The organism is Sphingomonas sp. Leaf20 (assembly GCF_001421535.1).
Classification (GTDB): domain Bacteria; phylum Pseudomonadota; class Alphaproteobacteria; order Sphingomonadales; family Sphingomonadaceae; genus Sphingomonas.
The window spans coordinates 290,991-305,365 of the sequence record NZ_LMKN01000009.1; the positions used below are offsets into that span (position 1 = coordinate 290,991).

The 14,375-nt window shown below is 69.3% G+C and carries 7 protein-coding genes; 6 read left to right on the plus strand and 1 reads right to left on the minus strand.

Going from position 1 to position 14,375, the window contains the following annotated elements; genetic code table 11:
- Positions 1-110 precede the first annotated feature (110 nt).
- On the minus strand, positions 111-3,185 hold the full coding sequence (locus ASE72_RS14780) for a TonB-dependent receptor plug domain-containing protein (protein WP_056022993.1): 3,075 nt from the start codon (positions 3,183-3,185) through the stop codon (positions 111-113).
- 296 nt (positions 3,186-3,481) lie between these two features.
- Here ASE72_RS14780 and ASE72_RS14785 point away from each other — a divergent pair, with 296 nt between their 5' ends.
- The 6 genes from ASE72_RS14785 to addA are packed head-to-tail and all read left to right on the plus strand — an operon-like array spanning position 3,482 to position 14,367.
- Positions 3,482-5,839, plus strand: a complete 2,358-nt coding sequence (locus ASE72_RS14785; protein WP_056022996.1) for a sensor histidine kinase — start codon at positions 3,482-3,484, stop codon at positions 5,837-5,839.
- Positions 5,836-6,279 carry a tRNA (adenosine(37)-N6)-threonylcarbamoyltransferase complex ATPase subunit type 1 TsaE gene (gene tsaE / locus ASE72_RS14790; RefSeq protein ID WP_056022999.1) on the plus strand — a complete coding sequence of 148 codons (444 nt, stop codon included), beginning with the start codon at positions 5,836-5,838 and terminating at the stop codon, positions 6,277-6,279. The genes ASE72_RS14785 and tsaE overlap by 4 nt, the downstream gene beginning before the upstream one ends.
- Positions 6,276-7,244 (plus strand): aminoglycoside phosphotransferase family protein, encoded by a 969-nt coding sequence (locus tag ASE72_RS14795; RefSeq protein ID WP_082446208.1) that lies wholly within the window; start codon positions 6,276-6,278, stop codon positions 7,242-7,244. The genes tsaE and ASE72_RS14795 overlap by 4 nt, the downstream gene beginning before the upstream one ends.
- Complete coding sequence (locus ASE72_RS14800) at positions 7,241-7,996, plus strand: nucleotidyltransferase family protein (RefSeq protein WP_056023005.1); 756 nt, start codon at positions 7,241-7,243, stop codon at positions 7,994-7,996. Before ASE72_RS14795 ends, ASE72_RS14800 begins: the two co-directional genes overlap by 4 nt.
- Complete coding sequence (addB, locus tag ASE72_RS14805) at positions 7,989-10,952, plus strand: double-strand break repair protein AddB (protein ID WP_235532375.1); 2,964 nt, start codon at positions 7,989-7,991, stop codon at positions 10,950-10,952. Before ASE72_RS14800 ends, addB begins: the two co-directional genes overlap by 8 nt.
- Positions 10,939-14,367, plus strand: a complete 3,429-nt coding sequence (gene addA / locus ASE72_RS14810; RefSeq protein WP_056023008.1) for a double-strand break repair helicase AddA — start codon at positions 10,939-10,941, stop codon at positions 14,365-14,367. The genes addB and addA overlap by 14 nt, the downstream gene beginning before the upstream one ends.
- Positions 14,368-14,375: the final 8 nt, after the last annotated feature.

A 14,375-nucleotide genomic window follows, 5' to 3' on the forward strand; every position in this document is an offset into this window, starting at 1 on the left:
CGGGCGTCGGGGTTCCCCCGGTGCCCGCGCCCTTTTTGTTTGCTCGCGCCACGCACAAAAAAGGGGAGCCGTTTCCGGCTCCCCTTTCAAAGGCTAGCGAAGCGTGAGGATCAGAAGTTGATCCGGACGCCTGCATAATAGCGACGGCCGAGCGGATCATAGGTGCCCGCATCGGTATCCTGGCCAGCCGACGCGCCGATGTCGGCGAGGTAAGGCGGCTTGTTGTTGAGCAGGTTCGACCCGCCGATGTAGAATTCGAACCCGTCGTTGGTCTGGAAGCGGATCTGCGAATCCAGGTAGAATTGCGGACGGACGCGGTACAGCGGATTGGTGCCCGGACGCGCGCCGGTCAGCTGGTCGTCGAGGCTCGCCTGGCTGATCCACGTGCCGGTCGTGGTGAAGCCGACACCGTCGACGTCATAGGACAGGTTCGTCGTGAACCGGTCGCGCGACGCACCGATCTCGCCCGCGAAATAGTCACGATCCGCCTCGGGCAGTGGCACGGTATAGCCCGAGATCAGATGCGTATACGAGCCGCGCAGGCCCAGCATGCCCGCAAGACCGATATCGGCCAGATCCTGGCGATAGGTGATGACCGTATCGATGCCCTGGGTCTTCACGCCACCACTGTTGAGGAAGCTGGTCGTGAGCTGGTCGAGCGAGCCGGCGCTGTTCGGGCCGAGCGCCGCCGGACGCCGCGTGATCTGGCTGCAATAGTCCGCGTTGCCCTGCTCATAGCACTGGTTGAGGATATACTGCAGCGGCGTCTGGACGATCGCGTCCTTGATGCGGATGTTGAAGTAATCGACCGTGATGACGAAGTTACGTAGTGCGCGGACCGAACGGGGGTTGATCACCACACCTGCGGTGAACGAGTCGCCCTTCTCTTCCTGCAGGTTCCGGTTGCCGGATTCGAAGCTGGTGACACCCTGGATATCTTCCTGCTTGGCGAAGAAGGCCCCATTGTTCGCTGCGATGTTGGTGAGCACGCCCGGTGCCGCACGGCAGGTCGTTCCCAATGTCCCGCCCGTTGCCGCGGTCACGCCGATGCACGGATCGCTGACGCTGGGGAAGTTCTGCTGCGGTGCCTGGAACAGCTCGTTGATGTTCGGTGCGCGAACCGAACGCGCCTGCATCACGCGGAAGCGAATGTCTTCCACGGGCGCCCACTCGCCGCCGAAATTGTAGCTGTAGGTCGTTCCGATCGTCGAATAGTCCGAGACGCGGAGCGCACCGCGGACACTGAGCGACTGGAAGAACGGCTTGTCCTGGATGATCGGCGCGACGACCTCGCCAAAGCCTTCCCACAGGTGGAAGCGACCAGCGGTCGAGGGCAGTGCGTTGTTGCCGTTGAGGCCCTGCTGCGTGAGCAGATCGAAGTCGTTGCGGCTGCTTTCGCGGCGATATTCGGTGCCGACGCTGAAGCCGATCGGATCGGCGCCGAACAGCGAGAACAGCTTGCCCGACACGTTGCCACCGGCAACCGTCTGCGTGACCTTGGTGCTGAGCGTCGTCGGTGCTGCCAGATACCCCGCTGCAGGAGCGAGCGCGCCCGCGCCGTAGATGTTCGCCGGGACGCACCCGGCAGCGCGCGCGGCCGGATCCGCGCAGACGATCTGCCCGGTTGCCGGATCACGATAGGAATTCAGCGCCTGGAAGAAGTTGGACGTGTTGAACTGCCCGCTGCCGACCTGGTTCTCCTTGGTCTGGCCATAGATGCCGTAGACCTCGTAGTTGAAGCGGTCTTCCAGGAACTTGCCGGTCGCGCCGCCCGCGAAACGGAACATGTCACGGCTCGCGCTGCTCGTGCGTGGCCCGAAATCGGCGAGGCGCCGGTCGAAGTAGATGTCGCGCAAGCCGTCATTGTCGGTGTCGGTCGCAGCGTTGAAGATGGCGTCCGGCACGTAAGGATTGCGGTAGGTCACGCCGCCGACGATCGACTGGATCGGGATCTGGCCTGAATTGCGGGGGTTGCTGAACGTCGAATCGAGCGGGAACGGCTCGATGATCGTGCTGACCTTGGTCTTGGCGTAGTTGCCTTCGACGAACAGGTTCAATGCAGGCGAAACTTCGAAGTTCGCACGCCCCGCGGTCACATAGCGCTCGACCGGCACGGCCAGATAGCGGAAGTCGGACCGGTTGAAGCCGTCCGGCCCTGCGACCGTCCCGTTTGCATTGACGCACCCGGCGGTCCCGTTGGGCGATGCACAATCGCGCAGTGCACCGTCCTGGCCATAGGTGAACACGCTATCGCCAGCGTAATAGCGGCCCTGCGGCGCGAAACCGGACAGCGACCGCTGCGGCGTGAAGAAATCCTCATCGGCGCCGGTGGTGTAGACGCGGCTGGACGAATCGATCGCACTCGAACCGGCTTCGGTGAACCGGTCGCGCTTCAGCACGGTGCCCTGCTTCGAATAGCCACCGAACAGCATGATGTTGCCGCGGCCATCTGCGAAATTCTTGCCGACGAGCGCGTTGACCTGACGATCGAAGCCATCGCCATATTGCGAGATGCCGACCTGCCCATCGAGCTGGATGCCGTCGAACTTGGTCTTGTAGATCATGTTGACGACGCCAGCGACGGCATCCGAGCCGTAGACTGCCGATACGCCGCCGGTCAGCGTGTCGACGCGCTCGAGGAATTGCGTCGGGATGACGTTGAGGTCGACCGCGCTGCTACCGGGCACGCCCGATACGAAACGGCGGCCATTGACGAGAACGAGCGTCCGATCTTCGCCCAGATTGCGAAGGTTCACCGTCGCGACACCGGCCGACTGCGTCGCGAAGCTCGAATTGGTGCGGCTGATGCCGGGGGTGCCGAACGCCGGGTTCTGCAGCAGGACGTCCTGGACGTTGATCGCGCCGGCCTGCTGGATCTGGGCGATGCCCACGCTCTGGAGCGGCGACGCGGCGGTGGCCGAGGGCGAGGCGATGCGCGAGCCGGTCACGACGATCTCGCCCGCGGGCTGCTCGGGCTGCGCCGATGCGGTGCTGCCGGCCTGGGACTCGACGACCGGGTCCTGCGTGGCGGGAGCGGCCGCGGTCGGCGCGGGGGCGTCGGTCGCGGGCTGGGCCTGCGCTGCGGCGGGGGCCGGCGCCGTCTGCGCCATGGCGGGCAGCGCGACCGCGGACACTGCGACGAGCAGCGTCGAGGCTAGCAGATTGCGGCGATAGGTTGGGGTCATGATCGTTCTCGACTCAGCACTGGATGCGATGGGCCAATATCGCTGACCTTCGCGGAAGCGGGCGCTCTAAGCCTCTGAGGTCGCAGGAATCCATCCGTTCTCGACCCACATTGCGTGAATATTTCCGAGTGTTTCTTCCTTGCAACACTTCAGATCAGTCGGGCTGCCCGCAAGCGCCCGATACCGTCGCACTTCCCCGTCCGGCGGCAATTTGCAGATCGCCGTCTTCCCCCCGGGGGCGCTGTTGGCCTACACGGGCGCATGACGTTCGTCGCGCTTCGACCGGTTCGGCGGTAATGGTCCTCGGGACATGGGAAACCGTGCTCGCGGGCGTGGCGGTTCTGCTGCTCGTCGGCGTGGGTGCCGTACTGGTGTATCTGGGGCTGCGTGCGCGCGCGGATGCGGCTTCGACGATCGCCGACAACGAGAATATGCGCGGCCTGCTCGATGGATCGCCTGCGGTGGCGACGATCGTGCGCTCGGATGGCCGGGTCGAGATGCCGCGGCGGATGGCGGACTGGCTCGGGATCCCGGCACCGCGGTATCTGGCGGACCTGTCGGGCGACGGCTCGGGCCTGTCGACGGAGGATGCCGCGGCACTCACCGCCGACGTGACGGCAGCGCAGCGGGCAGGGCGGCCGTTCGTCCGCGCGGTGCGCCCTGTCGGATCGACGCGCGCGATCACGCTGCGCGGCGGTCGCGCGCCGGGCGGAATGGGCGCGACGGGGAGCGTGCTGATCTGGGCGTTCGACGCGACCGACAGCGAATCGGAGATCAACCGTCTCGGCGCGGAGACCGCGCGGCTCGGGGCGGCATTCGACGCGCTGACCGGACTGATCGAGGCCGCCCCGATGCCGATGTGGTACCGCGCGCGCGACCTGAAACTGTCGATGGTCAACACCGCCTATGTCGCCGCGGTCGAGGGGCAGGATGCCAAGGACGTGATCGCGCGCGGGGTCGAGCTGGTCGAAGGGTCCGGGCGCGGTGGACCGCTCGCGGGTGCGGCGGCGGCACGCGAGCAGGGGCGGCCGCACGAACAGATCCTGCCCGCGACGATCGACGGCGCGCGTCGCTCGCTCCAGATCTACGACGTGCCGCTGCCGACCGGCGGCGTGGCGGGGTTCGCGATCGACATCGAGGATCTCGAACAGGCGCGCTCGGGCGCGAAGCGCTTTGCCGAGGCGCAGCGCGCGATGCTCGATCGCGTATCGGCGGGCGTCGCGCAGTTTGGCGGCGATCGCGGACTGGTGTTCTGCAACCAGCCGTTCCGGCGGATGTTCGCGATGCGCGCCGAATGGCTCGCCGATCGCCCCGAATTCGATCGCGTGCTCGAGCGGATGCGCGAGGCCAACCGCCTGCCCGAGGTGCGCGACTTTCCCGCGTGGAAGGCCGAGCGGCGCGAATGGTTCATGCAGACCGGGACGATGCCCAACGGCGGCGCGAGCGAGGAGATCTGGCATCTTCGCGGCGGGACGCATCTGAGGGTGGTCGCGCAGCCGTTGCCCGATGGCGGGCTGTTGCTGATCTTCGAGGATCGTACCGAGCACGTCCAGCTGGCCAGCGCGCGCGACACGCTGCTGCGCGTGCGGACGGCGACGTTCGACAATCTGTTCGAGGCGCTCGGCGTGTTCGCGGCCGACGGACGGCTGCAATTGTGGAACAACCGGTTCCGCGTGCTGTGGGGACTGGAGGAGGAGTTCCTCGCGGGTCATCCGCGCGTCGACGTGTTCGCCGAGGCGGCGGCATCGAAGCTCGCCACCCCCAGCCGATCGGTGCTCATCCCCGATCTGGTCCGGTCCGCAACCGTCGAGCGCCAGCAGCGCGCAGGCCGGGTCGCGTTCGCCGACGGACGGCATTTCGAGTTCGCCGGCGTGCCGCTGCCCGATGGCAACGCGCTGTTCACGATGCTCGACATCACCGACAGCAAGCGCGCGGAGCAGGCGTTGCGCGACCGCGCCAATGCGCTTGAGGCCGCGGACAAGGTCAAGACCGCGTTCGTCGCGAACATGAGCTATGAGCTCAAGACGCCGCTGACGTCGATCAGCGGGTTCGCCGAGATGTTGCATGGCGGCTATGCGGGCAAGCTCGGCAGCCAGGCCGAAGGCTATCTCGAGGCGATCCTCGAATCCGTGGAACGGCTCGGCCTGCTCGTCGACGATGTGCTCGACCTGACGCGGACCGACGCCGACGGGATGGAGATCATGCGCGCGGACGTCGATCTGGCGGCCGTGACACGCGCGGCCGGCGAGGCGATCCACGCGGTCGCCAAACGCCGCAACCTGGACTTCGCGGTCGAAATCGGGCGGTCGACCGGGCGCGTGTGCGGCGATGCCAAACGGCTGCGCGAGATCGTCGAGCATCTGTTGCGGCACGCGGTGGCGGGGACCGGCGAGGGCGGACGGATCCTGCTGCACACCGATGGTAACGCGACGCATGCGCGGATCATCGTGTCCGACGACGGCATGGGCATGTCGACCGAGGCGGTCGCGCACGCGTTCGACCGGTTTGCCGAATCGAAGACGATCGGCGACCGCGCGCTGGGGCTGGGTCTCCCCCTCGCCAAGCAGTTCGTCGAGGCGCATAACGGCACGATCGAACTCGTCTCGGAGCCCGGCAGCGGCACGCTCGTCACCGTCGAGCTGCCGCGTCGATGAGGACGCTCGCCGATGCGCAGGCCACCGAGGCGTTTGGCGCGTGGCTGGCCACGCTGGTGCGGCCGGGCGACGTCGTCACGCTCGAGGGCACGCTGGGCGCGGGCAAGACGAGCATCGCGCGCGGGCTGCTCGCGGCGCTCGGCCTGCCGGGGGAGGCCCCGTCGCCGAGCTTTGCGATCGTCCAGCCCTATGAGCCGCCCGAGGTCCGGTTTCCCGTGCTCCACGTCGACCTCTACCGGATCGATGATCCCGCGGAGATCGACGAGCTCGCGCTCGACGATTCGCGGTACGATTCGCTGCTGCTGGTCGAATGGCCCGAGCGGGCGGGGCCGGGCTATTGGCCCGACGCGCTTCGGCTCGGCCTGACGATCGAGCCGGATGGCACGCGCGGCTTGACAGTCGGTGTGCCGGAGGCTTGGGAAACCCGATGGCCGACATGACCCCGCCGGCGGGCGCCGCCGCATTTCTCGACGCGCATGGATGGGGCGGGGCGACGACGCTGCCGGTCGCCGGCGACGCGTCCTTCCGTCGCTATTTCCGGATCGTCGAGGGCGCCCGTCGGGCGATCCTCATGGACGCACCGCCACCGCACGAGGACCCGCGCCCCTTCATCGCGGTCGCCGAATGGCTGATCGAGCGCGACTTCGCCGCGCCTGCGATCCTCGCGTGCGATCTCGACCAGGGGCTCGTGCTGATCGAGGATTTCGGCGACGACCGGCTTCGCGAGGCGATCGATGCGTCCTCGGATGACGGCCTCGCGCTGTATGCGCCGGCGGTCGATCTTCTCGTCGCGTTGCGCGACCACGCCGCAGGACCGCTGCCGCTCTACGATCGCGCGGTGCTGAAGCGTGAGGCGGCGTTGTTCGTCGACTGGTATTGCCCCGCGGTTGGCATCACGCCCGACATCGCGAGCTGGGACGCGGCATGGGACGCGGTGTTCGATCACGCGGTTCCAGACGTGCCGGTCACCGTCCTGCGCGACTATCATGCCGAGAACCTGATGCTGGTCGGACCGGACAAGTCGCTCGGGCTGCTCGATTTCCAGGACGCGCTCGCGGGCCACGCCGCCTATGATCTCGTCTCGCTGCTCCAGGATGCGCGACGCGACGTCGATCCCGCCGTCGAGGCCGCGATGCTCGCGCGCTACGCGGCGGCGACCGGGGTCGGCGACAGTTTCTTCGACGCCTATCATGTCCTCGGTGCGCAGCGGAACGCCAAGATCCTCGGGATCTTCACGCGGTTGTGGAAGCGCGACGGCAAGACGCGATATCCAACGCTGTGTCCCCGGGTCTGGACCTATATCGAGCGCGATCTCGCGCAGCCGGTGATGGCACCGGTGGCCGCATGGTTCGAGGCGCACGTGCCGCGCGACCAACGCGGCGATCCGCTGGTGATCGCGGCATGACACGCCAGCGCGAGATCCGCCCGGTGCCGCACGGCACGGTGCCCCGGACCGCGATGGTCATGGCGGCGGGCCTCGGCAAGCGGATGCGCCCGCTGACCGCGACGCGGCCCAAACCGCTCGTCGAAGTCGCGGGCAAGGCGCTGATCGATCACGTTTTCGACCGGCTGCAGCGCGCCGGGATCGAACGGGCCGTCGTCAACGTCCATTATCTCGCGGACACGTTGCAGGCGCACGTGACGGACCGGTATCCCGGTATCGACGTCGTCATCTCGGACGAGCGCGCGCGCCTGATGGAGACGGGGGGCGGCCTCGTGCAGGCGCGCGATCTGCTCGGCACAGCGCCGGTCCTCGTCGTCAACAGCGACAATCTGTGGATCGACGGACCCGTCGACGCGATCCGCCTGCTGGCGTCGCGGTGGGACGACGATGCCATGGACGCCTTGCTGCTGATGGTACCGCTGGCCCGCGCGCACAATCACGGCGGCACGGGCGATTTCTATCTCGCGGCGGACGGTCGGATCTCGAGCCGCCGCAAGCCCGGCTGCGTCGCGCCGTTCGCCTATACGGGCATCCAGATCATCCATCCGCGACTGATCGCCGACTGGCCCGAGGGACCGTTCTCGACCAACCTGTTCTGGGACCGCGCGATCGCCGAGGGGCGTGCTTACGGCCAGGTCCACCAGGGGCTCTGGTTCGATGTCGGCACGCCGGGCGCGATCCCGAAGACCGAGGCGTTTCTCGCCGGTGGATGACGCAGCACCCGGCGCTGCCGTGCAGGCGGGGCCCCGGCTCTACACGATCCCGGCGCACCGGGCGTTTGCGGATGCGCTCGTCGCAGGTCTACTGCGACGCGCGGGCAGCGACCCGCTGGCGCTCGCGCGGGCGCTGATCCTCCTGCCGAACAACCGCGCGATCCGGGCAGTGACGGATGCGTTCGTCCGCGCCAGCGGCGGCGGGCTCGTGCTGCCACGGATGGTCGCGCTCGGCGATACGGGGATGGGCGAGGCTGTCGGCGCCGCACTGGACCCGGCGGATTCCATCGACCCGCCGCTCCCCGCGGTCCCTCCCTACCAGCGGCGAATGATCCTCGCCCGACTGGTGTCGGAGGAACGCCAGCGCGGCGGGCATCCGATCGACGCCGCGGAGGCGGTCCGGCTCGCGGGCGAGCTTGCCAAGACGCTCGACCAGCTGCTCGTCGAGGAAGTGCCGCCGGCACGGCTGCGCGCGATCGAGCTAGGGCCCGAACTGACCGAGCATTGGCAGCGCGCGCTCTCGACGTTCGAGGTGGTCCTGGAACGCTGGCCGGGCGAGCTCGAAAGGCTCGGGCGCATCGATGCGGCGACGCGGCGCGCGCAACTGCTCGACCAGCTGTCGGCGCGGTGGCGGGCGGCGCCCCCGGGCGGCATCGTCTGCGCCGCGGGCGTGACCGATTCGGCACCGGCGATCGCGCGCCTGTTGCGCTGTGTCGCGGACATGCCGGGCGGGATGGTGGTCTTCGCCGATCTCGACCTGCACATGCCCGACGCGGAATGGCAGTCGCTCGGCCCGCATCCGCGCGATCCGGCGACCGGCCTGACGCGGCGCGCGATCGAGACGCATCCGCAGTTCCACCTCAAGCTGCTGCTCGAGCGGATGGGGGTCGCGCGCACCGAGTTCGCGACGTGGCGCGAAGGCGGCGGGCACGACGCCGAGGCGACGCGCAGCCGCGCGATCGCAAATGCGCTCGCCCCCGCAGACTTTACCGGCAAATGGACGCATCTCGACGCCGAGGACCGCCGCCTCAAGGGCGTGACGGTCGCCGAACTCGCAACGCCCGCCGAGGAGGCGCAGGCGATCGCGCTCGCGCTCCGCGGGACGCTCGAGCAGCCCGGGCGCACCGCCGCGCTCGTCACGCCGGATCGCGCGCTGGCACGGCGCGTCGCCGCGCATCTGAAACGCTGGGATATCGGCATCGACGATACCGCGGGGCGGCCGCTGTCGATCCTGCCGCCGGGGACGCTGATCCTCGCGCTGGTCGAAGCCGCGGCGCAGCGTTTCGCACCACTCGCGCTGCTGGCGTTGCTGAAGCATCCGCTGGTCCGCAGCGGCGAGGGGCGGCTCGGATGGCTTGACGGCGTCCGCGCGCTCGATCGGGCGATGCGCGGGCCGCGACCCGCCGCGGGGCTCGACGCGATCGATCCCCATCTGCGCGACGGGAGCGCAAAGCGGTGGTGGCCGGAGGTACAGGCGCTGCTGACGCCGATCGCGACGGTGTTCGAGCGCGGGGCGCAGACGCTGGCCCCGTTGCTCGCCGCCGTGCGCGAGACCGCCGCGGCATTGTGCGGCGATGAGCTCTGGGCGGGGCCGTCGGGACGCGCCGCGGCGCAGTTCCTTGCGGATCTCGAGCTCGAGGCCGATGCCGGACCGGCTTGCGTCGATCCGGGCGAGCTCGGGCAGCTGCTGCGGACGCTGCTCGACGAGGTTGCGGTACGACCGTTGCAGGGCGCGCATCCGCGGCTTGCCATTTACGGACTCCTCGAGGCGCGGCTGCAGACCGCGGACCTGATGATCCTGGGCGGATTGAACGAAGGCATGTGGCCGGGGCGGCCTGCGCCCGATCCGTGGCTTGCGCCGCGGATCCGTGCGGAGCTGGGGCTTCCCGGGCTGGAGCGGCAGGTCGGAACCTCGGCGCACGACTTCGCGCAGGCGCTGGGCGCGCCGCGCGCGATCGTCACGCGTGCGCGCCGCGATGCCAAGTCGCCCGCGCTCGCCTCGCGGCTCTGGCTGCGGCTACAGGCGCTGGCGGGCGACAGGTTCGAGCGCGCCGAGGCGCTCGAGGCGTGGACGCGCGCGCTCGACGACCCGGAGACGCATGTGCCGGCCGAGCGGCCTGCGCCGTCGCCCGCCGCCGCGTTGCGGCCGAGGCTGATCTCGGTGACCGAGGTCGACCGGCTGAAGGCGGACCCCTATGCGTTCTACGCGCGCCGCGTGCTCGGGCTGATGCCACTCGATCCGGTCGATGCCGATCCGAGCGCGGCCTGGCGGGGTACCGCGGTTCACGACATCCTCGAGCAATGGTGGAAGCATGACGGCTGCGCGATAGACGCGCTCAAGCCCCGTGCGCAGGCGATGCTGCGGGACGAGCGTACGCATCCGATGATGCGCGCGTTGTGGCAGCCGCGGTTGCTTGAGGCGATCGACTGGATCGCCGGGGCGATCGCCGCGCAGGCGGACGAGGGGCGGTTCGTCGCGAGTGCGGAGGGGAAGGGCGAGATCGCGATCGCCGGGGTGACGCTGCGCGGACGATATGACCGCGTCGACCGGCTTGCCGATGGCGGGCTGGCGATCATCGACTACAAGACGGGCAAGCCGCCCTCGGCGACCGCGGTGCGGGCGGGCTATAGCCTGCAACTGGGGTTGCTCGGGCTGATTGCGGAGCGCGGTGGCTTCGCCGATGTCGCGGGCAAGGCGCAGGCGTTTGAATATTGGTCGCTGGGCAAGAAACGCGACGCGTTCGGCTATGTCGAGAGCCCCGTCGATCCCGATGGCAAGCGCGACAAGATCCCGACCGCGGAGTTCACCGCGACCGCCGCGCATAATTTCACCGAGGTTGCGGGCACGTGGCTGACCGGCGGCGCGGCGTTCACCGCAAAGCTCGTCCCCGAATACGCGCCCTATGCGGAATATGACCAGTTGATGCGACGCGACGAATGGTATGGACGTGAGTAGCGGCGAACTGCGGACGCTGCCCCGGCTCAAGGGTGCGCAGGCGGCGGCGAGCGATCCCGCGTCGCATGTCTGGCTGTCCGCGTCGGCCGGTACCGGCAAGACGCAGGTGCTCGCGGCGCGCGTGTTCCGTCTGTTGCTGCGCGGGGTCGATCCGGGTGCGATCCTGTGCCTGACCTTCACCAAGGCGGGTGCGGCCGAAATGGCGCAGCGGATCAACGGCCGGCTCGCCGCCTGGGTGCGGATGCCGGGGCCCGCGCTGTTCCAGGATCTGCAGGCGCTGGGCGAAGAGGGCGGGCCCGCGCAACAGGATTATGCGCGAACGCTGTTTGCCAAGGTGCTCGACGCGCCGGGGGGCGGACTCCGCATCCAGACCATCCATGGCTTTTGCCAGGGGCTGCTCGCGGCGTTTCCGGTCGAGGCGGGGCTGACGCCGGGGTTCAGGCCGCTCGAAGCGCGCGAGGAGGCGGGGCTTGCCCGCGAGGCGCTGGCGGGGATGCTCGCGGATGCCGAGCGCAATGGGCGAGAGCGGCCGGTCGAGATCGTCGGGCGCCTGTCGCTTCGGCTCGGCGAGGGGGGTGCCGAGGCGTTCCTGATGGCGTGCGCGCGCGCGCTGCCTGCGCTCGAGACGATGCCGTCGGGGGTCCAGCCCTGGCTGCGGCGGACGCTGGAACTGCCGTCGGGCGATATCGGCGAAGCGGTCGCGGAGTGGTGCGACGCGCTGGATATCGACGCGATCACGCGCATCGCGGCGGCGAACGCGGCCTGGGGCACCGCGACCGGCCTCAAGCAGGCGGCGACCATCGAGGCGTGGCTTGCATCGCCGGACCGCGCGGGCACGCTGGGCGATCTTGCGGGCGTGGTGCTGACGGGCAAGGGCGAGCTGCGCAAGGTGCAGAAGAAGCTGCTCGATATCGAACCTGATTACGAGGTGCTCGCGCAGCATATCGGCGCCGCCTGCACCGATATCGTGTCGATGACGCAGCGTGTCGGGTACGCCGATCTGCTGGCCGACGGGCTCGAGATCGGGCGCGACTATGCGCGCGCCTATGCGCTGGCGAAGCGGCGTGTCGGCGGTGTCGATTTCGACGATCTGATCGCGACGACGGTCGCGCTGCTCGATCAGCCCGGGATCGGCGAGTGGGTCCGCTACAAGCTCGACCAGGCGACCGAACACGTCCTGATCGACGAGGCGCAGGACACCAATGCCGACCAGTGGCGGATCGTCCGCGCGCTGGCCGACGAGTTCTTCGTCGGGCGCGGCATCTATGCGCCGTCGACGCGCACGCTGTTCACGGTCGGCGACTGGAAACAGGCGATCTTCGGGTTCCAGGGGACCGACCCGTTCAATTTCGCCGCGGCCGAGATGCATTTCGGGCGGCGCGCGAAGGAAGTCGCGGGCGACGATGACTGGCCCGAGGACGAGCGGGGGCTGCCGCTCGAACGCCTGTCGCTGACGCATTCGTTCCGGTCGACGCGACCCGTGCTGGAGTTCGTCGATGCCGCGGTCGCGGCGACGGGTGAGCCCGGGCTTGGGGCGATCGGCGATCTCGACGTCCATGCAAGCGAGGTCCGCGGCCCGGGGAGCGTCACGCTCTGGCCGCCGGTCGTCGCGGGCGGCAACGAGGATGACGAGGAAGGGTGGATCGACGATGCGGTCCGCAAGCTGGCGGGCGATATCGCCCGGGCGGTCAAGAGCTGGCTCGCGCCCGACGGGCTGATGCTCGACAGCAAGGGCCGGCGGCTGCGCCCCGAGGACGTGATGATCCTCGTCAAGCGACGCGGCGACCTCGCGTCGCTGATCGTCGCGCGGCTTTATGCGGAGGGTGTGCCCGTCGCGGGTGTCGACCGGCTACGGCTGAACGCGCCGCTGGCGGTCCAGGATCTGCTGGCGACGATCCGTTTCGTGCTCCAGCCCGAGGACGATCTGAGCCTTGCCGCGTTGCTCGTCTCGCCGCTGATCGGGTGGACGCAGGACGAGCTGATGCAGGCCGCGCCGCGCGAGGCGGGGCCGTTGTGGCGGCATCTGCAACGCACGCAACCCGCCGCGCGCCTCGCGCCTTTGCTTGCGATGCTGGCACGCGCGGACATCGCGACGCCGTATCAGTTTCTCGAGGAGCTGTTGTCGGGGCCGCTCGACGGACGTCGCAAGCTGATCCGCCGGCTTGGCACCGAGGCGCGCGATCCGATCGAGGAACTGCTCAACGCCGCGCTGAACTTCGAGAGCACGACGACGCCGTCGCTGCAGCGCTTTCTCGACTGGTTCGATCGCGGCGACGTCGATATCGTCCGTGATCCGTCGGCGCCGCTCGACGCGGTGCGGGTGATGACGGCGCATGGCGCGAAGGGCCTGCAGGCGCCGCTGGTGATCCTTGCCGATGCGACCGCGGATCCCGCCGCCGCGCCGAGATCGATCTTGAAATGGACACCCGAGGATCTGCCCGCGCCGCTGCCCGTCTTCCGGCCGCGCAGCAGTGAGCGCGGCGGACCACTCGATGCGGTGGTCAGCGCCGCCGAGCGTCGCGAGCTCGAGGAGCATTGGCGGCTGTTCTACGTCGCCGCGACGCGTGCGGAGGAACGGCTGGTCATCGCCGGCGCGCTGGGAACGCGGGCGAAGGGCGTCGCGCCCGCGACCAGCTGGTATGCGGCGGCCGAGCGCGCACTGACGGCGCTCGACATTCCGGAGGCGGAGGGCGAGCGGTGTTTCACGGGAACGTCGGTCGATGCGCCGGTGATCGCGAAGGACGACAGGCACGCGCGCCCCGCGACGCCGGTCCCGCTGCCCGAATGGGCACGCGTCGCAGCGCCGAGGGAGGCGCGTCCGTCGCGTCCCTTGTCGCCGTCGGCACTCGGCGAGGACGCGGTATCCGATCCGCCGCCGACGCCGGCGATGCGTGCGGCTGCCGAGCGCGGATCGCTGATCCACAAGCTGCTCGAACGTCTGCCGGCGGTCGCCGCGGACGCGCGCGCAGGTGCCGCGGACCGCTGGCTGGCGCAGGCCGGTGGCGTCGCCGACGCGGACGTGCGTGCCGAGATCGCCGCAAGTGCGATCGGCGTGATCGCGGACCCGCGCTTTACCGCGTTGTTCGGCCCCGAGTCGCTGGCGGAGGCACCGATCGCAGCGACGCTGGCAGACGGCGTCGTCGTATCGGGGACCGTCGACCGACTGCTGATCGGTGCGGACGTGGTCCGGGTGATCGACTTCAAGACCGGCCGCCGCGCGCCGCGCGACGTCGCCGAGGTGCCCGACTATCATCTTCGCCAGATGGCGGCCTATGCCGCGGCGTTGCGCGTCATCTTCCCCGGACGACGGGTCGAGGCGGCACTTCTGTACACCGCCGGGCCGCGGCTGATCGCGGTGCCCGAGGACACGCTCGTCCGTCACAAGCCGGGCTATGCAGCGACGGAGCAAAGCTAGCGGCTCGA